This window comes from Paraburkholderia sp. FW306-02-B (genome assembly GCF_058782725.1).
Genome location: NZ_JBYSXZ010000001.1, coordinates 3,472,220 through 3,496,659 on the forward strand (window position 1 = coordinate 3,472,220; position 24,440 = coordinate 3,496,659).

The window sequence follows — 24,440 nt, forward strand, 5'->3', positions numbered from 1 at the left end:
CGATTCAAACTTGCCGCAACGACGAATCGAGCGCCCGAGCGGCGACCCGATCGCCTTCAGTAGAGAGCGCGGCGCGGAACACGGTTTGCCGGTTGTGACCCGCCGCAGCGGGCGAATCCCATAGCAATTCGATTTTCGGCCGCCGGCCGAAGCCGTCGCGAGCAAGCGAAGCCGCGACAGCCGGCCTAACCGGCGCCGAAGTCACGCCCGGCTCACTCACAGCGCCGAAAGCCACTGCGGGCGTTGGCGTCGGCGGGTTCGTCATACCCTGCCCTGCCGGCCAACGCACGGACAACTCACGTGCATCGTATTGACCGACCTTACGACGCTCGGCCCACACGACCACGGTACGCGTCGCCGGATCGAGCGCGACCGCGTAGCGGCCAATTGCGAAGCGTCGTGCGGCGATATTGGTGCGCCACAGCGCGCGCGGGCGGCAGATCCACACGACGACCGCATACAACGCCGGCGCGGCCAGCAGCCAGCCATTGGTGGCCGCCACCGCTTGCGCGGCGCGCCGCCAACCCGCGCTCGCAGTAAAGGCGCCGACCGACCACGCCGCGAACAGGAACCCGAGGAAAGCAAACAGACGCAGCGCCTGCCGCAGCCATTGCGGCAACGGATGAAACGGCCGCTCGGCCACCGCGCGGGCGCCCGGCAGGAAAATCAGCAGGAACAGGAAGACAAGATTGATGCACGCCCACGGCGACGACACCATCGCCGCCAGCGATGCGCCCAGATCCATCTGCGCCATCGAAAAAAGCCAGCGAGTCAGAAGCACGAGACCGATGGCGCGCAACGCGAAAATCGTTCCGGCGCCGGGCGCCGCGTTCGCACGCGTCTCTTTCGTTCTCGCCAAGGCATCCTCCTTTTCGTCAGCGCGCCGCAGCCAAATTTGCGGCACGGCCATTATAGGGATATTACGGAGGGAGGCTCGCGCTTGCCGGCCCGAAAACCGTACTTTCTGCCGCTGGCGCAAAAAAAACGCGGCGCGCATGCAACAACGCCCCGCGGGCATGACGCACGCGGGGCGTTGCTGGCAGCTGGCGGAAGCACTCCGCAAGCCGGCTTCTACTGCTTTTTATCGTGCTTTTATCGCGCCTTTACCAACCAGGCCTTTACCAACCAGGCATTACCCGGCGTTGACTTCGCGCAGCACCGTACGGTGCTTCTGACGCAGCAGCTCTTCGTAAGTGGCGACGTAGTTCTGCGCCATCACTTTCGACGAAAAGCGCGATTCGAACGCCTTGCGCACCGTGGCGCGCGGCAGCGTGTGCAGACGCTTCACAGCCGCGACCGCGCTGATTTCGTCTTCGACGACAAAGCCCGACACGCCGTTTTCGATCACTTCCGGCACCGAACCGCGATTGAACGCGATCACCGGCGTACCGCAAGCCATTGCCTCGATCATCACCAGACCGAAGGGCTCCGGCCAGTCGATCGGGAACAGCAGCGCGTGCGCATTGCCGAGGAATTCGGTTTTTTCGGCTTCGCTAATTTCACCGATGTATTCGACGTGCGGCAGCGCCATCAGCGGCTTGATCACTTCGTCGTAATACGCGCGGTCAGCCTTGTCGAGCTTGGCGGCAACCTTGATCTTCATGCCGGCCTGTTCAGCGATACGGATCGCCGTGTCCAGGCGTTTTTCCGGCGAGATGCGGCCGAGGAACGCGAGGTAGCCCGGCTCAACGTCCTTGATCGGCGTGAGCAGGTTTTCCGGCAGACCGTGATAGACGGTTTGCAGCCAGTTCGCCTGTTGCAGCGGGATGCGCTGGTTGTCCGAAATCGACACCACCGGCACGTCGCTGAACGTGTTGAAGATGGGTTGTAGTTCCGGCAGATCGAGACGGCCATGCAGCGTGGTCAGGAACGGCACCGGCTGACGGGCGAACAGCGAGAACGGGTAGTAATCGATGTGAAAATGCAGCACGTCGAATTCATCCGCGCGGCGGCGCACTTCTTCGAGCAGCAGCATGTGCGGCGCCATCACGTCGCGAATCGTCGGGTCGAGGCGCAGCGCCTGCGGCCAGAAAGCTTCGAGTTTCGCCGAGGTCTGCGAATCGCCGCTCGCAAAAAGCGTCACGTCATGGCCCTGTTCGACCAGTGCTTCGGTCAGGTAGGAGACCACACGTTCCGTGCCGCCATACAGCTTGGGAGGAACCGCCTCGTGCAACGGAGCGATTTGAGCGATTCGCATAATGGAGAACTCCTCGTAAAAAATCAGGCAAAAGTACTGCGTTTGGTTAAAAGCGACTCGCTTGCTCGCCAGGGCAGTCTGGCCGGTTGATCCCGGCACGGGCCTGTTTCTTTCGAGAAATCCTGCGATGGATCGCTTGGGTAGTGAGCCCAGATCGATGTCGTCACCGTCTGCGCATGTGCCGGTAAACGCACACGCAACACCTACGTTGACAAACTGTCAGATATTTCGCTGGGCCAACAGAGCTCGCATTATCGGTGCCGGAATTTGCGCTGCAGCACAACATTTCAAAGTCTTTACGTTGTTACAAACGCGAAACACTTTGCAAACCCTTGTTTTCTAAGACAGTTCTACATTAGCGACTGGCTCGCAGCGCGCGCATCGAACGCGGCGCATGCAGAGCCACCGCGAACTTTGCCGGCATCCGTTGAAGAAACGCACCGGCAAAATTGAATGCAGTTTGTAATTATATCTCGAAATATTCCGCAGCCTGCGTGAACCACCGCCCCGTCGGCGGGTCGAGCAATGGTAGGTCGCGGAGGTCTATCGCGAAATCAGTCGCGTCAACGCGCCGGATACACAGGGCGCAATCGCTTTTGCATGTTTACAATGCGAAGCATCGGCTTCGCGGCGAGCAATTTGCCGTGGCCCGTGCTTTGCATGCACAACCTGAAACACTCCGACCTCACGATCAATTGGAACACTCAACCATCGCCCAGCGTAATGCCCATAACGCAAAGCTTGCGAGCTATGCGCATCGGCCGCTTGCGTTTCTCTTCCGCTTTATCCGCCGCCACCCGCTCGCGCATGCGATTGTCCTGTGCAGCGTGATTGCGGCCGTGGGCTGTGCGCTCGCTTCGCAATACGCGATCAAACATCTGATCGACGTGCTCGGCGAAGGCCGGCATCATCCCGGTCCGCTGTGGGGGGCATTTGCCATCCTCGTCGGTTTGATCGCCGCGGACAACCTGCTGTGGCGCGTCGGCGGCTGGGTCGCCGCGCATACCTTCGTCGCCGTCACCGGCGACTTGCGGCGCGACCTGTTCCAGTATCTGAGCGGCCATTCGCCCACCTACTACGCCGAGAAACAGCCGGGCATGCTCGCGAGCCGCATCACGGCAACCTCGAACGCGGTGTACACCGCCGAGAACACCACTGCGTGGAACGTGCTGCCGCCTTGTATAGCGGTGCTCGGCGCGATCGTGATGATCATCGCCGTGAATCCGCTGATGGCGGCCGGCCTGATGCTGTGCTCGGCAATTCTGTCGGTCGTGCTTTACAAACTTGCCGGCCGCGGTTCGGCACGGCATCACCACTTCGCGACCAAAGCGGCGTCGGTGGACGGCGAGCTGGTCGACGTGATCAGCAACATGGGCCTCGTGCGCGCCTTCGGCATGACGTTTCGCGAACAGCAGCGTTTCGGCGCGACGGTCAAAGCGGAAATGGATGCCCGCCAGCAGAGCCTGCTGTATCTGGAAAAGCTGCGCCTGCTGCACGCGGTGATTACCGCGCTGCTGTCGGCCGGCTTGCTGGGCTGGGCGCTGTGGCTGTGGGATCAAGGCAAGGCGACCTCCGGCGACATCGTGCTGGTCAGCTCACTCGGCTTCACGATCCTGCACGGCACGCGCGATCTGGCCGTGGCGCTCGTCGACGTGACGCAGCACGTCGCGCGGCTGGCGGAAGCGGTGCGCACGCTGCTCGAGCCGCACGGCATGCCGGACCGCAGCGACGCGACCGAACTCGTGCCGCAAGGCGGCCGGGTCGATTTCGAAGGCGTGACGTTCGCCTATCCGCGCCGCCGGCCGATTCTCGATCACTTCGATCTGCATATCGAACCGGGCCAACGGGTCGGCCTGATCGGCAAGTCGGGCGCGGGCAAATCCACCGTGCTCGCGTTGTTGCAGCGCTTCTACGAAACGCAAGGCGGCGCGATCAGGATCGACGGCGAGGACATCGCCGCGATCACTCAGGACAGCCTGCGCCACGCGATCGCGCTGGTGCCGCAGGATATCTCGCTGTTCCATCGCACGGTGTACGAGAACATCGCGTACGGCCGGCCTGAGGCGACCCGCGAAGAAGTGCTCACCGCCGCGCGCGAGGCGCGCTGCACGGATTTCATCGAAGCGATGCCGGAAGGTTTCGATACGATCGTCGGCGATCGCGGTGTGAAGCTGTCCGGCGGTCAACGTCAACGGATCGCGATTGCACGGGCGATTCTGAAGAACGCGCCTATCCTGCTGCTCGACGAAGCCACCTCGGCACTCGACAGCGCGTCGGAAGAAGCAATCCAGAAGGCGCTCGACCGGCTGATGGTGGGTCGCACGGTGATTGCAATCGCGCACCGGCTGTCGACGCTGAACAACTTCGACCGGATCATTGTGATGAGCACGGGCAAAGTTATCGACGACGGCAGTCCGGAAGAGCTCCGCTCGCGCCCGGGCTTATATCGCGATCTGCTTTCGAAGCAATATGGCAAGGGCACCACGCTGCATGTCGGCGGCAAGAAGGTCGACGAACAGCACGTGGTTTGAAGTGCGTAGCGCCCGGCGCTACCGACAAAGAAGCAACCAAAAAGCAACCAAAAAGCCGCTTTCGAGCGGCTTTTTTGTTTTCCGGACCAGCCGCGAACGGCCTTTATAGCGGCCTATTCGGCCAATGTTTCGCGCGCCGCCCGCTTGCCCGACGCTGCACGCGCTTTCACACTCCTGGTGCTCCTTGCACCATCGACGCTCTGCAGATCGCGCATGAAGTTATCGCGCCACACCGACACATTGTTCTCGCGCAACTGCATCATCATGTCGCGGTGACGCGCCTGGCGCTCCGCGAGCGGCATCTGCAGCGCCTTGGCCAGCGCGTCGGCCATGCCGTCGATATCGACCGGATTGACGATCAGCGCGCCGTCCAGTTCCTGTGCCGCACCGGCAAAGCGCGACAACACCAGCACGCCGGGATTTTCGGGATCCTGCGCCGACACATACTCCTTGGCGACGAGGTTCATGCCGTCGCGCAACGGCGTAACGTAGCCGACGTGCGCGGTGCGAAACAGCGCGGCCAGCACCGAGCGCTCGTACTGCTTGTGGATGTAGAGAATCGGCGTCCAGTCCAGCTCGGCAAAGCGGCCGTTGATACGGCCCGACTCGCCTTCGAGCTGCAGGCGGATATCCTGGTACGCGTTCATGTCGGCGCGCGTCGGCGGGGCGATTTGCAGGAACGACACCTTGTTGCGCTGCGCCGGCGCATGTTCGAGCAGCCGCTCGAACGCGCGGAAACGCTCGACCAGCCCCTTTGAATAATCGAGCCGGTCCACGCTCATGATCAGCTTGCGCGAATGCAGCGTCGCCTTCATCGTGCGCACCGGTTTGCCGCGCTCGCCCGCTTTCGCGAGCTCGGCGATCTCGTCCGGATAGACACCGATCGGGTAAGCCGCCGCGCGCAGCGTGCGGCCGAACGCGTGAACGGTCAGCGGGTCAGTGGCGGATACGTCGATCGTGCCGTTCGCCTCGTTGACGATGTAGTCGCAGAACGCGCGCAGATCCGGGGCGGTCTGGAACCCGAGCAGATCGAACGAACACAGCGCTTCGACCAGTTCGCGATGCGGCGGCACCGCAAGCAGGACCTGTGAGGCCGGAAACGGAATATGCAGAAAGAAGCCGATGCGATTCTTCACGCCGGCCGCGCGCAACGCTTGCGCAAACGGAATCAGGTGATAGTCGTGGACCCAGATCACATCGTCCTCGCGCAATAGCGGCACGAGTTGCTGCGCGAGCCATGCATTGACGCGGCAATAGCCCTCGAAATCGTGCCGATCGTATTGCAGCAGATCGGCTCGATAGTGGAATGCGGGCCACAGCGTCGCGTTCGAGAAACCGCGGTAGTACTGGTCGTAGTCGCGGCGCATCAGCGCGATTGTCGCGAAGGTCACCGGCCCGCGCTCTTCGACCTTGATCTGCGGCTGGCCCGAGCTGAGCACGTCGCCGCTCCAGCCGAACCACATGCCGCCGGTTTCCTTCAGCGCGTCGTACACGCCGACCGCCAGGCCCCCTGCCGCCGGCCCGCCTTCCGAGATCGGCGCGACCCGGTTCGATACGATGATCAGTCGGCTCATGAAGCGCGATTCCCGATGCAGTACTTGAAGTACGTTATGGACGTTGGGCGATGCAGCGTAATCATCATGCCCCGCGCGCCGCCGCGACAATCGATCCCAGCCACTCGAGCAATGCCGCTACCGACTCGACGCGCGTATGCGCCATCGTATCGCCCGCACCGACCTTGATCGACAGACCGGCGCGCTCGTTGACGACGGCAAAGCCTTTTTCGTCGGTCAGATCGTCGCCGGCAAACACCGGAAAACGGCCGACGAACGGCGGCTCGTCAAGAAACGCGTGAAGCGCGCGGCCTTTGTCGACGTCTTTCGGTTTGATCTCGTAGACCATTTTGCCGGGCTGCAATACATAGGAGCCGGGGTAATCGGCGACCAGCCGCTCGGTTGCTTCGCGCGCCACCGGCTCGCGATCCGGCGCATTGCGATAGTGCAACGCGAGTGCCGCGCCCTTGATCTCGAGCAGCATGCCCGGATTCGAGTTGACGACCTGCGCGAGCACCTGCTCCATGCGCAACAGGCGCTCGTCGTGAAAGCCGATTCGCTGCGTATCGCCATTCGCGTCGCGGCGCTCGGCGCCGTGCAGACCGGCGATCGGCAGATCGGGCATGCCGAGGAAAACGTCGATACTATCGATGCCGCGACCCGACACGATCGCCACCGCGCCATTCGTCAGACGCTGCAACTCGGTCAGCAGCACGATGACCTCGGGTTGCACCCGCACGCCGTCCGGCGTGGGCGCGAGTTCGACGAGCGTGCCGTCGAAGTCGAAGAAAAACGCTGTCTCGCTCGGAGACAGAACTGCTGGAAGTGCTTGCATCGGTTAATTTTGCCTTTCAGCCTTCTGCGGCCGGAAAAGTGTGCGCATCTTACCGCGCATCCACCCATTTTTCGAGAAAGTAAGCCAGGACACAAGCCCGGCCGCGGCGCGCGAGCCGATGTCAGCGTGGATTGCGTTCAAAAAGAGAACCATCCGGCTTCATCCAGCTTTCAGCCACCTGCGTCAAATTGCCTCGCAAACCGCGCGCCAACAGGCGCTGCGCCACGCCGCCGGCTATTTTGCGATACAGTCGCAGCCACGCAGACCACTCCGGTTACGGCCATATTTGCACACTATGAAGGGCCGCGCGTTTTGCGCGAAGCGCACTGTGTCCGCTGAGGTATCGGCTCATGTGTCACCTCATTTGCCACCTCGTTTGCCACTCTTCAATCGAGTAATTGAACCCTGCTTTGTTCCCGAACATCTCATCTCGGCGCCAGCAACCGAACCTTGCATCACCACCCCAGGCGTGGTCCAGGCGCCTGTTCACGCTGACCGTTATGGTGGGCGCGCTGGCTACGCTTGCCGGCTGTACGCATCACGCCGAGCCGTGGCAGTTGACCAACGTGACCGGCCACTTGCCGGATCTGGATTTCTCGCTGACCGGCGACGACGGCCGTCCCGTCACCGGCGATTCATTCAAAGGCCGCACGTCGCTCGTCTACTTCGGCTACACGCATTGTCCGGATGTCTGTCCCGAGACCATGGCCCGTCTGATGCAGGTGCTGGGCAAGCTGGGCCCGGGCGCGCAAAAAGTGCGCATCCTGTTCATCACCGTCGATCCGGCGCGCGACACGGCCAAGGCATTGCACGATTACGTCGGCGCCTTCGACTCGCAACACGCCGAAGGGCTGACCGGCACCGACTGGCAAATCGAATCGCTCGCCAAGCGTTACCGGGTCGCCTATCAGATGGAAAAGCGCGACCCCAACGGCAATTACGAAGTCACGCATAGCTCGGCCGTCTACGTGTTCGACCAGCAAGGCCACGCGCGCCTGCTCGCCACCGATCACGACACCCCCGACGCGATCGCACAAGACCTGCGCCGTATCATTGATGACCGTTCCTGACCTTTCCCGAATCCAACCATGTCGATCAAGATCAAAACGTTCGCTGCATTGAGCTGCACCCTCGCCCTTTCGTTCGGTTTCGCCGCAAGCGCGCAAGCGGCCGGCGCTCAAGCGATCAGCGCCAAAGAGGCGTGGGTCCGCTGGCTGCCGAACAACTTGCCCGCCGCGGGCTACGTGACGCTGGTGAACGCGAGCGACAAGCCGATCGACCTCGTCGGTATTTCCAGCAACGACTATGGCGACGCGATGTTGCATCAAACCGTATCGAACGGCTCGACGCAAAAAATGGTGATGGTCGGCAAGCTGACGGTGCCCGCGCGCGGCCAGGTCGCGATTGCGCCGGGCGGCTACCACGTGATGCTCGAGGACGCGAAGCACAAGGTGGCGCCGGGCGACACCGTGCATCTGACGCTGAAGTTCTCCGACGGCGAAACGCTCGATACGCCGTTCGCCGTCAAATCGCCCGCACAGACCAAGTAACAACGACAACGCCGTACGATGAACCTGCTCTATTGGCTCGACCCCTGGGAGTTTTCGCCGACTGTCGTGATCGCATTGCTGGTGCCCGCGATCCTGTTCGTGCGCGGCGCGCACAAGGCGAAGGTGTCGATTGCGCGGCGCATTTCCTTCTGGTTCGGGCTGGCCGCATTGTATGTCGCGCTGCATACGCGGCTCGATTACTTCTTCGAGCATGAGTTCTTCATGCATCGCGCGCAGCATCTGGTGCTGCATCACCTGGGGCCGTTCTTCATCGCGCTGTCGTATCCGGGCGCCGTATTGCGTGCGGGCATTCCGTTCGGCTGGCGCCAACGCTTCGTGCGGCCCGTGTTGCAAACCCGCATCGTGCGCAAGGTGCTCGATGTGGTGATGCATCCGGTGGCCGCGGTCACATTGTTCGTTGGGCTGATTTATTTCTGGCTGATGTCGCCGATTCATTTCGTGGCGATGCTCGACTGGCGGCTCTACCGCGTGATGAACTGGAGCATGGTGATCGACGGCTTGCTGTTCTGGTGGCTCGTGCTCGACCCACGCCCCGCGCCACCGGCGCGGCTGTCGCCCGGCAAACGCGTGCTGGTGGTGATCGCCGCGATTCCGCCGCAGATCATCCTCGGCGCGTTCATCTTCTTCTCGCCACGCGAGCTCTATCCGATCTATTCGATTTGCGGACGCGCCTTCACGTGGCTGAGCCCGATGCGCGATCAGCAGATCGGCGGACTGCTGCTGTGGATTCCGGGTTCGATGATGAGCGTGATCGGCGCCCTGTTGGCGTTGCGTCACTGGATGCGGCTGTCGGCACGCGGACGTCTGCGTGGCGAACGAAGAACGGCTGCCGCGCAAGCGCCGGCGCGAGGCGGTTCAGTGCCTGCGAGCAGCCACCGCTGATACGGGCAATTTCAAAGCTATTGAAGGCTGCTGGCACACGCATGCGCCGCGCTTCGTTGACGCCTAGACCGAACGCATCCACACGTGCGGGATGCCGTCTTCTTCGTGAATGTCCGAGATCGGCGCAAAGCCGAACGCGCCGTAGAAAGCCTGAAGATGGGCCTGCGCATGCAAACGGATCGGCGTGCCGGGCCACTGCGCCCTGATGTGCGTCAGCGCGCGCTCGAGCATCGCGTTGCCAAGACCGATGCCGCGGAACGCCGCCGTCGTCAGTACGCGGCCGATGCGGATATCGGTGTTCTCGGCGTCCGGCAGCAGCACACGGAGATAACCTGCCAGCGGCGGACGGCTCGCGCCGGGACCGACGGCGAACAGATGCCAGGCTTGCGTATCGAGACCGTCGATATCGGCATAAAGGCAGTTCTGCTCGACGACGAACACCGCGCTGCGAGCAGCCAGCATTGCGTAGACTTCGGCGGTGGTGAGATCGTCGAAGGCTTTCCAGCGCCATTCGAGTTGCGCCAGCGGGGTGGTGGCGATGTGCTGCGGTTCGGTCATAAAAAGGCTGCAAAAAAGAAGGCGCGCCTATGCGGGCGGCGGCGATGCGGAATTATGCCGCGCCATAGCCTAAGCCCGCTACGCGCCCAGGAAAACCGGCTCGACGGGGCGAGCAAGACACTCGATGAGGTTTTCAGGGCCGCACAAATGCAGCGCGCCGACGACCACCAGGGTTCGCTCCGGCCGTCCGGACATCTCCATCACGCGCGCCGCCCACGCGCGATTGCGCGCATCGAGAATGGCATAGCGGATGCCGGGCAGGTTGAACATCGGCGACTCGATGGCGATCTCGTGCACGGCTTGCAGATCGCCATGCAGCCAGGCAGCATGCATACGCTCGAGCGTGCGCTGCGGCTCCTTCAGATCGGCCACCAGCAAACCGAGCGCGGCGCCGACTGCTTCCAATGGAATCGATTCGAGCGACGTCGCCACTTCCTCCGCGGTCTCGAGATACCGATATGGTTTGGCTTGCGCGATCGCCGAGCGCAGCATGCGCGGCTCGACCCCTTCGACGACCTGCTGAAACAACGTCGGCGCGACGATTAGCGCGGCCCATGGCCGCAAATCGGTAAGCGGCGCCAACGGGCCGTCGACGGGCCACACGGCCTGGAGTTGATTCCAGGCGTCGGCGCATAGCAAGGGCTGCAGCTGATCGGCACCGCTTCGCGAAGGCGCTTTTAGAAACGGCAAGATGGTCGGCGCATCGGATTCGAAGACCAGCGTTTCGGCCCAGTCATAGGCCTCGGCAATCCATGGCGGTGTCCTGCGGCTCGTTGCGGGGAACAGATGCATTGAGCCGAGCAGGCGTACGTTGGTGCCGGTGAGTTGTAGATACATGCAGCCTCGGGATTGGCGGGCGATTCAGCAATTGGGTAATCGGTGTTGGGTCATTCACCCGGCAGCGCGCCGGAGCGCGACGCCTCGCCAGGCAGTACGCACGCTGAAAGCCACAAACAGCAGAAAGACGATCTGCGAAAGATACAGATCCATCCGGATCGGGTGATGGAGCGCGAACCATGAATTGTGCGCCACGTCCGTCACGATGACAGCCGCGCAGAGGATCAGTCCGGCTCGCGGGCTTAGCAGCAGGAGCAGCGCCGTCAATGGATCGAGGAAAAGCAGCGAGGTCCAATAGATGCGCGTGCTGAGCGCCGCGCCGCCGTAGTCCCACCGGAGCCCGTGGGCCAAGGCCACTTGCAAATGGGTCGACGTGGCACCGGCAAGACATAACGCGTAGATCACGCGCAGGTAGAAGGAACGGCGTTCGATATTCTGGATGCGCATGCGGTAGATGCCGGTGTATCGGGAATGAACGTCTGCGCACTATATCGCCAGGAACGGAGAAAGGCATCGGATGCGTGCCTCTCATCGCCAGTTCACACCAATCCTCATTACCGGCAATTCCCATGCATTGTGCTGGACCCGCGAGCTGGCGTCGGATACTTTGCATGATCGTTAATAAACCGATAACGATCAATGCTTCGACGGGGGTTTTATCTAATAAACGATTAACTCGAAAAGTTGTTCCCTATCGACTGCGTTGCGCCTGTGACGACCGGGACCAGCCTCACGCCGTGCTCATCCTCGATTCCGACGCTCGAAAGTTTCTTCCCGTACGCGAGCGCAACGGATGGCAAGACGTATCAGATCGGCGACCGCCAGGTTGTGACGATAGCCGGCACTCGTGCGTGGGTCGCCAATGCGGCGCAGACCACTGCGACGACCGAATACCGGGCCTACTATCAGAACAACGGCGGAATCTATGCGGGGAATCTGGTAAAGGACCGGACGACGATCCGGCTCACGCCTGTCGGCGGCGGGACAGCGCAGGACAGCTACTATTTCCTGAACAGCGCGGCGGTTCAGTCGCTCAAATCGGCGATCGCTTTTTGAGGCAGTACGTGCGAGCAGACGAACGAGGCTGCTCGCGAACCTGAATAGGATGGACTGAACGGCCGAGGTCAAGACGTTCCGACGTGCTCTGCATTCACGACCGCTGCGCGCCCGTGCTGGCAGGACGCCGCGGAAAAAAGAAAAGCCCCGACAAGTCGGGGCTTTTCTCTTCATCAACTACTGGAGGCGCGAGCCGGAGTCGAACCGGCCTAAACGGCTTTGCAGGCCGCTGCATAACCGCTTTGCTATCGCGCCGCAAGCGGACTGGAACCTAGCTACAGATTCTCAGGTTTGTCTGGCGGCCGACCGGGACAACCGGGCCACCAAACAAAAAGGGAAGCGTTGCTTCCCCTAATGTGTGGAGCGGGAGACGAGGCTCGAACTCGCGACCTCAACCTTGGCAAGGTTGCGCTCTACCAACTGAGCTACTCCCGCATGGCACTGCTTCACAACGCCTTGCATTTTTACTTCGCCAAACAACGCGTTGCTTCGAAAACTGGAGCGGGAGACGAGGCTCGAACTCGCGACCTCAACCTTGGCAAGGTTGCGCTCTACCAACTGAGCTACTCCCGCGTATTGCTACTTAACTGCTGTCTACTTACTACAACTGCTGCCTTGCTGCTACCGACGTTTCGAACTGCGTGCATCGGAAAAACGAGATTATGGAGAAACGACCGAAACGTGTCAACCCCTTTTGGGAATGTCTTTAACTGAACAGATTTCACTCACGCTTCGGTTGCCATTCGATTGCTGATCCGTCGCCATTCACTCAGGCAACGCCGCCGCGCTCGCGGATCTGCGGCCACGCGAGCTTCATGTAGTAGAGCATCGACCAGATCGTCAGGAAGGCGGCCAGATAGATCAGCCACAGCCCCCACACACGCGTGTCGACAGAGACGCCGCCGCCGAACGACAGCGGACCGTAGAACAGCAGCATCGGAATCGCGACCATCTGGCACACGGTCTTGAACTTGCCGAGCGAATTCACCGCGACGCTCTTCGACGCGCCGATCTGCGCCATCCATTCGCGCAGCGCCGAGATGGCGATTTCACGTCCGACGATCACCAGCGCGATCGCCGAATCGATCCGCGCGAGTTGCACCAGCACCAGCAGCGCGGCGGTCACCATCAGCTTGTCGGCGACCGGATCGAGAAAAGCGCCGAATGCCGAGGTCTGATTCCATTTGCGCGCCAGGAAGCCGTCGAACCAGTCAGTCAGGGCCGCCAGAATGAAGATCGTCGCGGCCGCCATATTGCGGTGCGCGAGGCTCATCATCATGTCGGGCAGATAAAATACCCCGACGACGAGCGGAATCAGGACGATTCGCAGCCAAGTCAGGAAAATCGGAAAGTTAAACGGCATGGGCAGGCGCAGCGTCTGACAAGGGAGATGCAATTGTGCCGTGTCATAAGGCCTGCCACAAGCAAAGCGGCACGCGGGGCTTGCCACGCGCGCCGCCGTCGTGCTGCTTCGCGGCGGCTCTATGGGCAGCCAGCCGCATCAGGATCAGTGCAATTGCCGATAGATTTGTTCGGCGAGCGCCTGCGAAATCCCCTCGACGCTCGCGAGATCTTCGACACTTGCCGCGACCACGCCTCGTAGTCCGCCGAAGCGCGCGAGCAGCCGCTGACGGCGCTTCGCGCCCACGCCTTCGAGTTCCTCGAGCCGCGAGGTCTGCCGCGTTCTGGCGCGCTTCGCGCGCATGCCGGTGATGGCAAAGCGATGCGCCTCGTCGCGGATTTGCGCGACCAGCATCAACGCCGCGCTCTCCTTACCCAGTTCGAGCGGCGCGCGGCCGTCCGCGAAAATCAGTGTCTCGAGACCGACCTTGCGCCCCTCGCCTTTCGCGACGCCGACCAGCATGCCCGTATCGAGACCCAGTTCCGTGAACACCTGGCGCGCGATTTCGACCTGGCCCTTGCCGCCGTCGATCAGCACGATGGTCGGCAGGATGCCGCCCGCCGCGACCGGCTCGGCTGCGTCGGGCATGAGCGCCGGGTCGCTGACCGCCGGGTCGCCCGTTGCCGGAGCGCCGGCCGCCGGATCACCTGTCGCGTCGGTTTGCAACTCGGCCGTTTCGTCGGCGGCATTCGCGGCGGCTTGCGCGACCATCTTCTCGTAGCGGCGCGTGAGCACCTGGCGCATCGCCGCGTAGTCGTCGCCAGGTGTGATGCCGGCGATGTTGTAGCGCCGGTACTCGGAGGACTGCATCTTGTGGTGGTGATACACCACGCACGACGCCTGCGTCGCCTCGCCCATCGTGTGGCTGATGTCGAAGCATTCGATACGCAGATGCGCCAGATCGTCGCACTCCATGCCGAGCGTGTCGGTGAGCGCACGCGTGCGCGCCTGCTGCGAACCTTGTTCCGACAGCAGACGTGCGAGCGCGAGCCGCGCGTTCTGCTCGGCCATCGCGAGCCATGCACGCCGTTGACCTTGCGGCTGGCGCAGCACAGTCACCTTGTGGCCGGCCTGCTCGATCAGCACATCGACCAGCTCGCGCGTGGCCGGCGCGTGGCTGACCACCAGCACCGGCGGCACACGATTGCCGAGGTAATGCTGCGCGATGAATGCTTCGAGAACTTCGGATTCGATGCCGCCGGCGGCGCGGCCTTTGCGCGGCTTCGAGGGAAGGTCTGCGTCGTTCGCGTCGACGTCGGCTTGCACGGCTGCATCTTCTTCGTCATCTTCCGACGGCATCTCTTGCGCGATAGCGAGGGCGTCGGCGGCGTCTGAAGAATCAGCCGCGCGGGTTTCAGCGCCGGCTTGCGCTTCGTTCGACGTCGAGCCCGCGCCGCCGGCGGCATCGGCCAGTACTTCGGCGCCTGTTTCGAGACCGCCCTCGTCCGCAGTCAGCGCACTCTCCACATGTGCCGGAAAGTACGCCTTGTCGCCCAGGTGCCGTCCACCGCGCACCATCGCGAGATTCACACACACGCGTCCGCCGAGCGCGACCACTGCGAGAATATCGACGTCGCTATCGCTGCCGACTTCGATGGCCTGCTGATGCAGCACCGTCGACAGCGAACTCATCTGGTTGCGCACCGCCGCCGCCTGCTCGAACTTCAACTCGCTCGCGAATGCGTGCATTTTCTGCTCGAGCTCGTTCATCACCTCGCCCTGCCGGCCGAGCAGAAAGCGCGACGCATTGGTGACATCGCGTGCGTAATCCTCTTCGCTAATCGCTCCGACGCACGGCGCCGTGCAGCGGCCGATCTGATGCAGCAGACAGGGCCGCGTGCGGTTGCTGAACACCGAGTCTTCGCACGTGCGCAGCTGGAATACGCGCTGCAGGATCTGGATGCTCTCGCGCACCGCCCACGCGCTCGGGAACGGTCCGAAGTACTGATTCTTGCGATCCACCGAACCGCGGTAATACGCCATGCGCGGAAACTTATGGCCGGTCAGCTTCAGGTACGGATACGACTTGTCGTCGCGAAACAGGATGTTGTAGCGCGGCGTCAGCGCCTTGATCAGATTGTTTTCGAGCAGCAGCGCTTCGGCCTCGGAGCGCGTCACGGTGGTCTCGATGCGCGCAATGCGCGTCACCATCATCGCGATGCGCGGCGACAGTTGCGTCTTCGTGAAGTAGCTCGAGACGCGCTTCTTGAGGTCGCGTGCCTTGCCCACGTAGAGCACCGCGCCGTGCGTATCGTAATAGCGATAGACGCCAGGCAGATGCGGCAATTGGGCGAGCACTTGTTTCGGCTCGAAAGCGTCGGTGGCTTCGGGTTCGGTCATGCAGAATCGGTTGGGTGGGACAGTGTCGCGAAGCCTTGGCCCGGGTGCTGCGTGCTTAGGGGTCACTTAGTGGGCACTTAGTGATCACTTAGGCGCGGAACCGCGGACGAGTGCTTTAGAATCGCCAGTTTAGAACATTCCGCGTGCGTTCGAACCCCGCTGCATCGAATGGCGCAACGCTTCGGCATAAGCCGATGGCCGAAGCCAGCCGCGCTGCTCGATCGCACGATTAAACCGCACGACTAAATCGCGAACCGCGCGCGCCCGTTCGAACTCGCGACCCAGGCCACCATGTCCTCCGTTACGCCCCTTCCCGAACAATCGACCACCGCGCCGACTGTGATCGCCTGCGATATCTTTTGCGCGGTGATCGACAATTTCGGCGACATCGGTGTGTGCTGGCGCCTCGCGCGTCAACTGGCGAGCGAGCACGGCTGGCAGGTGCGCGTGTTCGTCGACGACCTGCACGCGTTTCACAAGCTCTGCCCGTCGCTTTCGCTCGATCACGCTCGCCAGGCGATCGGCGGCATTGTCATCGAACACTGGCACGCGCCGACGCACGCGGGCGAGACACTCGAAGTGGCCGATGTCGTGATCGAGGCGTTCGCATGCGAGCTGCCGCCGATCTACGTCGCCGCGATGGCGCGGCGCGAGAACACGCCGGTGTGGCTCAACCTCGAATACCTGAGCGCGGAAGACTGGGTCGCGGATTTTCATCTGCGGCCATCGCCGCATCCGCGCTACCCACTGACGAAAACGTTCTTTTTCCCGGGACTGGGCCCGGGCACCGGCGGCGTGCTGAAGGAACGGCATCTCGACGCTACGCGGGCGGCCTTCGAAGCATCGCAGCCCGCCCGCGAAGCCTGGTGGCTGACAGCCACCGGCTGTGCGCCGCCGCCCGCCGCGGCCGCCGTCGTCTCCCTGTTCGCCTACGAGAACCCCGCCGTCGACAGTTTGCTCGAACAATGGCGCGATAGCGCCGAACCGGTCGTGCTGCTGGTGCCGGAAGGCCGTATCTCTGGCGCGATCGCGCACTTTTTCGGGCTGCCGTCGTTTGCCGCCGGCGCGCACGCCGAGCGTGGCAGCCTCACCGCCCACGCGCTTGCTTTTACCGGGCAACCCGGCTACGACGCGCTGCTATGGGCCAGCGACGTTAATTTCGTGCGCGGCGAGGATTCGTTCGTGCGCGCACAATGGGCTGCGAAACCTTTCGTGTGGCACATCTACCCGCAAGCCGACGACGCCCATCTGCCGAAGCTCGACGCCGCGCTCGCCCATTACGCCCGCACCCTGCCCGCCGACGCGCGCGACGCGCTCGCGCGCTTCTGGCACGCATGGAACGGCGCCGGTCAGCCGGACTGGGCGGATTTCCAGCGCCACCGTGCCGTCCTGAAGCAACGCGCGGCCGAATGGGCGCGCGAATTGGCGCAGGTGGGCGACCTCGCCGGAAATCTGGCCTTATTCGCAAAAACTCAGTTAAAATAAGCGGTTATCCAACGGCCGACGACGCAAGCGCGGCCCGATCGCAGCAGCAAAACCCGGCGAACTCCGGCATCGGACGATGCATCATCTGCACCTGGCTGGCTAATTGAGTGGCAGATGAGTGACAGGGAAGCGGCAGAAATGTCAAAAAGGGACACATGCTGTGTATCGGCGCCACTCGTGTGCACGCCCGCACAGGGTAAAAGCAGGTAACGGATTGCAGGATAGAAGAACCGCCGCGGGCAACCGCGGCAAGCCGGCCACGCTTCACGCACTACCCCCGGCCCAGCCGCTCCTAACCGGCGCGGCGCCGAACTGCGAGAAGCGCCGAAGCCGCTTGCGCCGTATGCCGTTGAGCAAAAGTTGAAGCTACTTATTTCGTACAGGACTGTTTTATGAAGACCGCACAGGAACTCCGCACCGGCAACGTAGTGATGATCGGCGCAGACGCGATGGTCGTGCAAAAGGCCGAATACAACAAATCGGGCCGCAACTCCGCCGTCGTGAAGATGAAGTTCAAGAACCTGCTGACCGGTGCAGGCATGGAAAGCGTGTACAAGGCAGACGACAAGTTCGACGTCGTCGTGCTGGAACGCAAGGAAGTGACGTACTCGTACTTCGCTGACCCGATGTACGTGTTCATGGACGCCGATTACAACCAGTTCGAAGTCGAAGGCGAAATGATGGGCGACGCCCTTCATTACCTCGAAGACGGCATGGCTTGCGAAGTCGTGTTCTACAACGAGAAAGCCATCTCGGTCGAACTGCCGACCACGCTGGTCCGCGAAATCATCTACACGGAACCGGCTGTCAAAGGCGATACGTCGTCGGGCAAGGTGTTGAAGAACGCCAAGCTGAACACCGGTTTCGAACTGCAAGTGCCGCTCTTCTGCAACATCGGCGACAAGATCGAAATCGACACGCGTACGCACGAGTACCGCAGCCGCGCCTGAACGCTGGCCAGACTGCTGAATCCTGCGCCGGCGCCACGCCGGCGTGGCGATAAAAAAATGCAACAAAAAAAAGCGCCCACTTTGGGCGCTTTTTCTTTTTTGCGCCGCCGTGTATGGTTGAGGAAAACTTTACCGGCAACCTTCTCGAAAATGCCTGTTCGCAGATCTCACCTTTCCGCCTCGCGTTCCTCAAACCATTGATAAGCTTAAGTAAATGACCGTGGCACAGTCCCTGCTCCTCGGAGTTATAGACCTACCCGGATTTATTTTCCTCAACTCCGGTGATGCGGTGTGAATAACAACAAAAACCGGGCTATCTAACCGGTCGAATGAAGGAAGGACAGGCGCCCTGCCCATGCGTTCTCGAAAACCAGGCACCTGACCGAATTGCAAAGGACCCAAACTACATGAGTCGAATCGCCGTCGCACGTATCACGCCGCGCCCATGCCCATCGGTCGGCCGCTATCGCGCCGCCCTGGCAGACACTGCTCGCGCGGCGCGGCGTCCGACCGACCGTTCGACCGACAGTACCGGCCAGCCATCGCGCCTGTGCCGCACGCCGAAGTATCGGCTGTGCGAAGCAGGTATTCCGTCCATCTAAAAAATTGCGCTCGCTATGCCACATGCCCTGATTGTTGAAGACGATCCCAATAGCCTGTCAGGCCTGTCCGCCATCCTCGCTGCCGACGGCTTCTCCGTCGACACCGCGACTACGATCGCCGAGGCCCGGGCCGCGCTGACGCGCTTCATTCCCGACGTCGTGCTGGTCGACCTGAATCTGCCGGACGGCAGCGGGCTTGATCTGCTGCAGCACCTGCCCGCGCATCCACCCGGGGGCGCCTTGCCCGTGATCGTGATGACCGGTAATGCGACGGTCGAGAGCGCGATCGAGGGCTTGCGGCACGGTATCTGGGACTACCTGCTCAAGCCGGTCAACATTCCGCGCCTGCGCAGCCTGCTCGCGCGGATTCCACGTCCGTACGAACTAACCGAGGAAGTACAGACGCTGCGCGCGTCGCTGCGCCAGCTTGGGCGTTTCGGCGCGATGCTCGGCAGAAGCGGGGCGATTCAGCACGTGTACGACACGATCGAACATATCGCGCCGACCGAAGCCGCCGTGCTGATCGCCGGCGAAGCCGGCACCGGCAAGCAGGTCGCCGCGCGCACGCTGCACGACATGAGCCGGCGCCGCAAAGGCCCGTTCGTGACGTTCGATTGCCGTGCCGCGACCAGCGTCGCCGCGCACCGTTCGCTCGATAGCCTGATGTTCGGCCACGAGCGCGGTGCGTTCAGCGGCGCCGAGCAGCGCGAGCCGGGTCTGTTCGAGCAGGCGAGCGGCGGCACGCTGTTCATCGACGAAATCGCTGAACTGCCGCGTGCGCAACAGGAAGCGCTGCTGCGCGCGCTCGATTCACAGACCTTCATGCGGGTCGGCGGTACGCATCAGGTGGTGACGGACTTCCGGCTGATCGCGTCGACGCGCAAGATGCCGCGTGCGGCAGTCGCCGACGGCAGCCTGCACGCAGACCTCGCGTTGCGCCTCGAAGCTGCGGCGGTGACGCTGCCGCCGCTGCGCGAACGCGCGGACGACGCAGCGCTGATCGCGCAAGCCGTCGTCGACGAGTTGAATCAGGAAGCGACCGCGCGCGGCACCGTGGAAGCCGCCAAGCAGGTCGGACCGAATTTCCTGCGCGAGTGTCTCGCCTATGAATGGCCGGGCAACGTGCGCGAATTGCAGGACCGCGTGCGGCGTGCTTATCACGCGTCGGGCGACGTGGTGGAATCGTTGCGCGCCGACGAAGCGGGTTCGGTCAACGGCCGCGATCTGAGCGCCAGCCGCGTACAGGTGACGGTCGGCACGCCGCTCGCCGACGTCGAGGAAATGCTGATTCGCGCGACGCTCGATGCGGTCGGCGGTACGCGGCATCGCGCGGCGTCGCTGCTGGGGATCAGTCCGAAGACGCTTTACAACAAGCTGCAACGGATGCGGTTGAACTGAGTTCTGCCGGTCTCGCCGGAGAGCTTGAAAAGCTTGAATAAAAAACGGCGCCTCGAAGGCGCCGTTTTTTGTCTGGCTCAATTTCCTGCTCAGCGCGTTATGCAAACTTAGGCAAACTTACGCAAACGCGCTACGCAGCAATGCCTGCGCTTGCAGATATTGCGGATCGGCCACCAGCTTGCTCCACTTGAGCGCCTTGCCGCGCGGCCGCATGCGCGCGAGACGCCGCTGCGATTCCTTCGACGGCGTGAAGCGCAGCGCGTCGAGCACCTTCTCCGCTTCGTCCGGCTGATTGCAGATCAGCACCATGTCGCAACCGGCCTGCAGTGCGGCGCTCGCGCCTTCGGTCAAAGTCCCGCCTTGACGCGCCGCTTCCATCGACAAATCGTCGCTGAAAATCGCGCCTTCGAAGCGCAGCTTCTTACGCAAAATGTCCTGCAACCAGACGCGCGAGAAACCGGCTGGCTTCGAGTCGACTTGCGGGTAGACCACATGCGCCGGAAGCACCGAACCGAGCGACAAATCGAGCCAGTCATACGGCGCCACGTCGTCGCGCAGGATCTCTTCAAGCGTTCGATCGTCGACTGGCATGGCGACGTGGGAGTCCGCATGCGCGAAGCCGTGCCCAGGGAAGTGCTTGCCGCAATTGCTCATGCCCGCCAGCGCGAGACCGTGATTGAGACTCTTCGCCAGCAAGGTCACGACGCGCGGATCGCGGTGAAACGAGCGATCGCCGATCACCTGCGACTGCCCATAGTTCAGATCGAGCACCGGCGTGAAACTCATATCGATGCCGCACGCGCGCAACTCCGTGGCGAGGATATAACCGACCGCTGTCGTCACTTTGGTGGCGTGCAGCACGTCGCTGTCCCACAGCGCGCCGAGCTTGCCCATTGCCGGCAGCACCGTGAAGCCGTCGGTGCGAAAGCGCTGCACGCGGCCGCCTTCGTGATCGACGGCGATCAGCAGATCCTCGCGGATCGCGCGGATCGAATCGGTCAGCGCGATCAGTTGCGCGCGGCTTTCGTAGTGGCGCGCGAACAGGATCACGCCGCCGGTCATCGGATGGGCAAGGCGGCGCTTATCGTCGTCGTTCAGCGTTGTGCCGACCACGTCGAGCATCACCGGTCCGGGAATGGTTTTCATCGAATTCCGCTAGAAAAGAAGCCAGGACAAAGAGAGACGCGGCCGGCGTGCGCCGCGTTCAAAGTATTTAATCGACGTCAGCGTCCGGCGCGCTCGTTGCGTCCGCCACTTGCGCCGTTTCCGCGATCACGAACGACACCGCGTAATCACGTTCGTCGCTGATCGTCACGCGCGCCGTGATGCCGCGCGCGTCGAGCCATTCGGCCAGTTCGCCGGAAGCCACTACCATCGGCTCGCCGCTCGGCTTGTTGAGCGTTTGCAGCGCGCGCCAGGTCATCGGCCAGTGCATGCCCAGGCCGATTGCCTTCGAGAACGCTTCTTTGGCCGAGAAACGCGTAGCGAGAAACGCCAGACCACGCGCCGCCGAACGGGTCTGGCGCGCGTGATAGATGCGCAGTTCGTCCGGGCCGAGCACCTTCTCGGCGAAGCGGCCATTGGTGCGCGTCATCACCGCGGCCACGCGGCTGACCTGAACGACGTCCGTGCCGATACCATAGATCGCCATGCGCGGCGCCGCGGCGTTAAGCGCGTGCGGCAAGACGCGCGGCGACCATGATCGCCTTCATCTCGCGCACTGCGTTGTCCCAGCCGGCGAAGATCGCATGCGCGACGATCGCGTGGCCGATATTCAGCTCGACGATGCCTTCGATCGCGGCGATCTGCTGAACGTTGGTGTAGTGCAGGCCATGGCCCGCGTTCACCTTGATGCCGAGCGTCGCGCCGAATTCGACGGCGTGCACCACCCGCTCGTATTCGCGCTGCTGTTCGGCGGGATCGTGCGCTTCGGCGTAACGGCCCGTGTGCAGTTCGATCACCGGCGCGCCGGCTTCGTGCGCGGCGCGGATCTGCGTTTCGTCCGGATCGATGAACAGCGACACGCGCGAGTTCACGGCGGCGAGTTGCTTGCACGCGGCGCGCACGGCTTCGAACTGGCCGGCGACGTCGAGGCCGCCTTCGGTCGTCAGTTCCTGGCGCTTTTCCGGCACGAGGCAAACGTCGTGAGGCTGCACTTCGCACGCGATGTCGAGCATCTCCTGTGTCACCGCGCATTCCAGATTCATCCGCGTCTTGAGCAGCGGACGCAGCGCGCGCACATCGGCGTCGACGATATGGCGGCGGTCTTCACGCAGGTGCAGCGTGATCACATCGGCGCCGGCCTCTTCGGCCTGCAACGCGGCGCGGATCGGATCGGGATAAGTCGTGCCGCGCGCGTTGCGCAGCGTGGCGACGTGATCGATGTTCACGCCCAGGTCAATCACATTCGGCGACGTAAGAAAGAAGCTCATAAGTTCTGCAAGTCGATCAGGATCTGGCGCGTCGCGAGCGGCGTGCCGCCAAGGTAGGTGTTGAGCAGAAAGCGCATCAGCGTTTTGCTTTGCGCCACCGTCTGCGCTCGATGGTAATCGTCCTGTTCCATATCGAGCAAGGTTTGTCCGGAAACCACCGGCCATTGCACGGGCAGATCGTCCGAGGCCTCGCGTACGCCGCGCTCCGGATCGAACACGTAGCGGCCGTCCGCGTGCACGGCTTTACGCGCGACGGTGCGGTCGAGCGCCATCGCGTAACCGGTTTCGCGCAACAGCACGCGCTCGAACGAACGCAGCACCTGCACGGGCGGCTCGTCATGCGCGAGACGCGTCATGGTGACGACGTAGTGATGGAACAGTTGCGGATGCGGATCTTCGCGAGCGCAGAATTTGACCAGCAGTTCGTTGACGTAGAAGCCGCAGAGCAGCGCGTCGCCGGCCAGCGGCAACATGCCGCCGACCCATTCGGCGCCGGTCAGCGTGCGCACTTCGGATTTGCCCGACCACGACAACGCGAGCGGCTGGAAGGTCTGCAGCACGCCGCGCAGGGCGGAGTGCGGACGCTTCGCGCCCTTCGCGACGAGCGCGAGACGGCCGTGATCGCGCGAGAGCACGTCGATGATCAGACTGGTCTCGCGATACGGATAGCTGTGTAGGACAAAAGCGGGTTGCTCCGCGATCCGGTACTCGGATGCGGACGTGCGGGGCGCGCGGCGTGCCGGCGCTTTGCGCGGCTCGCCTTCGGCGCCCTGTGCGCTTTTAGCGTTCGAGGAGGATTTTTTGGTGGTGCGGGCGGGTTTGGACGGCTCGCGCGCCGGCGCGGCCGGCTCCGGGTCGTCCGGGTCAGCGTCGGAATTCAGCGTCATCCATGCGTCATTCGTACCCATACGCACGGAGTCCGGCTTCATTGTCGGCCCAGCCACTCTTCACCTTGATAAAGGTTTCCAGATACACCGGGCCGTCGAACAGCTTTTCCATGTCGAGGCGCGCTTCGGTGCTGATCTGCTTCAGCTTCGCGCCCTTCTGGCCGATGATCATCGCCTTGTGCGTATCGCGCTCGACCATGATGGTCGCGAAAATGCGGCGCAGACGCCCTTCGGTTTCGAACTTGTCGATCAGTACGGTGCTCGTGTACGGCAGTTCGTCGCCGGTCCAGCGGAACACCTTCTCGCGCAGGATTTCGGCGGCAAGGAAGCGCTCGCTGCGATCGGTCAGGTCGTCTTCGCCGTAGATCGGCGCGCCTTCTGGCAGGAACGGCTTGACGGTCGCCATCAAACGCTTGATGTCGTCCGGATTTTTCGCCGACAGCGGCACGATCTCGTTGAACTGGCGCAGCGCGCTCACCTGCTGCATGAACGGGAACAGCGAATCCTTATCCGACACGCGATCGAGCTTGTTCGCGATCAGCAGCGTGGGCACCGACGGCGGGATCAGGTCGAGCACCTTCTGATCGTCCGCGCCGAAGCGGCCGGCTTCGATCACGAACAGGATCGCGTCGACCGAAGTCAGTGTGGACGTGACCGCGCGGTTGAGCGAACGGTTCAGCGCGCCGCTGTGCTTGGTCTGGAACCCCGGCGTGTCGACGAAGATGTACTGCGCGTCTTCGAGCGTGTGAATGCCGGTGATGCGGTGGCGCGTAGTCTGCGCCTTGCGCGACGTGATACTGACTTTCTGGCCGACCAGCGCGTTCATCAGCGTGGACTTGCCAACGTTCGGGCGGCCGACGATCGCGACCATGCCGCAGCGAAAACCAGTGGGAGTGGGAGCGTTCATATTCGGGCTACGGCAAG

23 protein-coding genes and 3 tRNA genes are annotated in these 24,440 nt (G+C 62.8%); 9 read left to right on the plus strand and 17 right to left on the minus strand.

What is annotated here, in order from left to right:
• Positions 1-4: 4 nt before the first annotated feature.
• Positions 5-859 (minus strand): hypothetical protein, encoded by an 855-nt coding sequence (locus tag AC3WOG_RS15300; RefSeq protein ID WP_492578778.1) that lies wholly within the window; start codon positions 857-859, stop codon positions 5-7.
• 273 nt (positions 860-1,132) lie between these two features.
• On the minus strand, positions 1,133-2,197 hold the full coding sequence (locus AC3WOG_RS15305) for a glycosyltransferase family 4 protein (RefSeq protein WP_341314762.1): 1,065 nt from the start codon (positions 2,195-2,197) through the stop codon (positions 1,133-1,135).
• Between the two features lie 695 nt (positions 2,198-2,892).
• Between AC3WOG_RS15305 and AC3WOG_RS15310 the strand changes: the two genes are divergently transcribed.
• Positions 2,893-4,728: an ABC transporter ATP-binding protein gene (locus AC3WOG_RS15310; RefSeq protein WP_492578779.1), complete on the plus strand. Its 1,836-nt coding sequence runs from the start codon at positions 2,893-2,895 to the stop codon at positions 4,726-4,728.
• A 113-nt stretch (positions 4,729-4,841) separates the two neighbouring features.
• Here the strand turns inward: AC3WOG_RS15310 and otsA are convergent, their stop codons facing one another.
• On the minus strand, positions 4,842-6,302 hold the full coding sequence (gene otsA / locus AC3WOG_RS15315; RefSeq protein ID WP_492578780.1) for an alpha,alpha-trehalose-phosphate synthase (UDP-forming): 1,461 nt from the start codon (positions 6,300-6,302) through the stop codon (positions 4,842-4,844).
• Positions 6,303-6,366: 64 nt separating this feature from the next.
• Positions 6,367-7,116 (minus strand): trehalose-phosphatase, encoded by a 750-nt coding sequence (gene otsB / locus AC3WOG_RS15320; RefSeq protein WP_492578781.1) that lies wholly within the window; start codon positions 7,114-7,116, stop codon positions 6,367-6,369.
• A 500-nt stretch (positions 7,117-7,616) separates the two neighbouring features.
• Between otsB and AC3WOG_RS15325 the strand changes: the two genes are divergently transcribed.
• The 3 genes from AC3WOG_RS15325 to AC3WOG_RS15335 are packed head-to-tail and all read left to right on the plus strand — an operon-like array spanning position 7,617 to position 9,569.
• Complete coding sequence (locus AC3WOG_RS15325) at positions 7,617-8,186, plus strand: SCO family protein (RefSeq protein WP_492579814.1); 570 nt, start codon at positions 7,617-7,619, stop codon at positions 8,184-8,186.
• 18 nt (positions 8,187-8,204) lie between these two features.
• Positions 8,205-8,666 carry a copper chaperone PCu(A)C gene (locus AC3WOG_RS15330; RefSeq protein ID WP_492578782.1) on the plus strand — a complete coding sequence of 154 codons (462 nt, stop codon included), beginning with the start codon at positions 8,205-8,207 and terminating at the stop codon, positions 8,664-8,666.
• An 18-nt stretch (positions 8,667-8,684) separates the two neighbouring features.
• The gene (locus AC3WOG_RS15335) at positions 8,685-9,569 is read left to right on the plus strand and encodes a cytochrome c oxidase assembly protein (RefSeq protein WP_492578783.1); all 885 of its coding nucleotides are present in this window, start codon (positions 8,685-8,687) and stop codon (positions 9,567-9,569) included.
• Between the two features lie 63 nt (positions 9,570-9,632).
• Here the strand turns inward: AC3WOG_RS15335 and AC3WOG_RS15340 are convergent, their stop codons facing one another.
• The 3 genes from AC3WOG_RS15340 to AC3WOG_RS15350 form a co-directional block, all read right to left on the minus strand.
• Entirely contained in the window at positions 9,633-10,127 is a 495-nt protein-coding gene (locus tag AC3WOG_RS15340; RefSeq protein WP_492578784.1) for a GNAT family N-acetyltransferase, read from the minus strand.
• A 78-nt stretch (positions 10,128-10,205) separates the two neighbouring features.
• On the minus strand, positions 10,206-10,964 hold the full coding sequence (locus AC3WOG_RS15345) for a TraB/GumN family protein (protein ID WP_492578785.1): 759 nt from the start codon (positions 10,962-10,964) through the stop codon (positions 10,206-10,208).
• A 54-nt stretch (positions 10,965-11,018) separates the two neighbouring features.
• Complete coding sequence (locus AC3WOG_RS15350; RefSeq protein ID WP_492578786.1) at positions 11,019-11,411, minus strand: hypothetical protein; 393 nt, start codon at positions 11,409-11,411, stop codon at positions 11,019-11,021.
• A 264-nt stretch (positions 11,412-11,675) separates the two neighbouring features.
• Between AC3WOG_RS15350 and AC3WOG_RS15355 the strand changes: the two genes are divergently transcribed.
• The gene (locus AC3WOG_RS15355; protein WP_492578787.1) at positions 11,676-12,020 is read left to right on the plus strand and encodes a hypothetical protein; all 345 of its coding nucleotides are present in this window, start codon (positions 11,676-11,678) and stop codon (positions 12,018-12,020) included.
• 181 nt (positions 12,021-12,201) lie between these two features.
• Here the strand turns inward: AC3WOG_RS15355 and AC3WOG_RS15360 are convergent.
• The 5 genes from AC3WOG_RS15360 to uvrC all read right to left on the minus strand — a co-directional run bounded on the left by AC3WOG_RS15360 (position 12,202) and on the right by uvrC (position 15,762).
• Positions 12,202-12,275: transfer RNA gene (locus AC3WOG_RS15360), tRNA-Cys, on the minus strand.
• Between the two features lie 104 nt (positions 12,276-12,379).
• A tRNA-Gly gene (locus AC3WOG_RS15365) sits at positions 12,380-12,455 on the minus strand.
• A 62-nt stretch (positions 12,456-12,517) separates the two neighbouring features.
• Positions 12,518-12,593: transfer RNA gene (locus AC3WOG_RS15370), tRNA-Gly, on the minus strand.
• Positions 12,594-12,789: 196 nt separating this feature from the next.
• Positions 12,790-13,383: a CDP-diacylglycerol--glycerol-3-phosphate 3-phosphatidyltransferase gene (gene pgsA / locus AC3WOG_RS15375; protein ID WP_492578788.1), complete on the minus strand. Its 594-nt coding sequence runs from the start codon at positions 13,381-13,383 to the stop codon at positions 12,790-12,792.
• Positions 13,384-13,527: 144 nt separating this feature from the next.
• Positions 13,528-15,762 (minus strand): excinuclease ABC subunit UvrC, encoded by a 2,235-nt coding sequence (gene uvrC / locus AC3WOG_RS15380; protein ID WP_492578789.1) that lies wholly within the window; start codon positions 15,760-15,762, stop codon positions 13,528-13,530.
• Positions 15,763-16,053: 291 nt separating this feature from the next.
• On the opposite strand from uvrC, the gene earP reads away from it, so the two are divergent.
• From earP to AC3WOG_RS15400, 4 genes are all read left to right on the plus strand, one after another.
• A complete protein-coding gene (gene earP, locus AC3WOG_RS15385) occupies positions 16,054-17,247 on the plus strand; it encodes an elongation factor P maturation arginine rhamnosyltransferase EarP (protein ID WP_492578790.1) in 1,194 nt (397 codons plus the stop codon).
• Between the two features lie 392 nt (positions 17,248-17,639).
• Positions 17,640-18,197 carry an elongation factor P gene (gene efp / locus AC3WOG_RS15390; RefSeq protein WP_012433870.1) on the plus strand — a complete coding sequence of 186 codons (558 nt, stop codon included), beginning with the start codon at positions 17,640-17,642 and terminating at the stop codon, positions 18,195-18,197.
• A gap of 407 nt (positions 18,198-18,604) precedes the next feature.
• Positions 18,605-18,799: a hypothetical protein gene (locus AC3WOG_RS15395; protein WP_492578791.1), complete on the plus strand. Its 195-nt coding sequence runs from the start codon at positions 18,605-18,607 to the stop codon at positions 18,797-18,799.
• 15 nt (positions 18,800-18,814) lie between these two features.
• Complete coding sequence (locus tag AC3WOG_RS15400; RefSeq protein WP_492578792.1) at positions 18,815-20,197, plus strand: sigma-54-dependent transcriptional regulator; 1,383 nt, start codon at positions 18,815-18,817, stop codon at positions 20,195-20,197.
• A 117-nt stretch (positions 20,198-20,314) separates the two neighbouring features.
• On the opposite strand, the gene nagZ is transcribed toward AC3WOG_RS15400, so the two are convergent.
• The 5 genes from nagZ to era form a co-directional block, all read right to left on the minus strand.
• On the minus strand, positions 20,315-21,343 hold the full coding sequence (nagZ, locus tag AC3WOG_RS15405) for a beta-N-acetylhexosaminidase (RefSeq protein ID WP_492578793.1): 1,029 nt from the start codon (positions 21,341-21,343) through the stop codon (positions 20,315-20,317).
• Positions 21,344-21,410: 67 nt separating this feature from the next.
• Positions 21,411-21,848: a holo-ACP synthase gene (gene acpS / locus AC3WOG_RS15410; protein WP_492578794.1), complete on the minus strand. Its 438-nt coding sequence runs from the start codon at positions 21,846-21,848 to the stop codon at positions 21,411-21,413.
• 16 nt (positions 21,849-21,864) lie between these two features.
• The gene (gene pdxJ, locus AC3WOG_RS15415; protein ID WP_492578795.1) at positions 21,865-22,629 is read right to left on the minus strand and encodes a pyridoxine 5'-phosphate synthase; all 765 of its coding nucleotides are present in this window, start codon (positions 22,627-22,629) and stop codon (positions 21,865-21,867) included.
• On the minus strand, positions 22,626-23,537 hold the full coding sequence (gene recO / locus AC3WOG_RS15420; protein WP_492578796.1) for a DNA repair protein RecO: 912 nt from the start codon (positions 23,535-23,537) through the stop codon (positions 22,626-22,628). The genes pdxJ and recO overlap by 4 nt, the downstream gene beginning before the upstream one ends.
• Entirely contained in the window at positions 23,524-24,423 is a 900-nt protein-coding gene (gene era / locus AC3WOG_RS15425; RefSeq protein WP_492578797.1) for a GTPase Era, read from the minus strand. The genes recO and era overlap by 14 nt, the downstream gene beginning before the upstream one ends.
• Positions 24,424-24,440 lie beyond the last annotated feature (17 nt).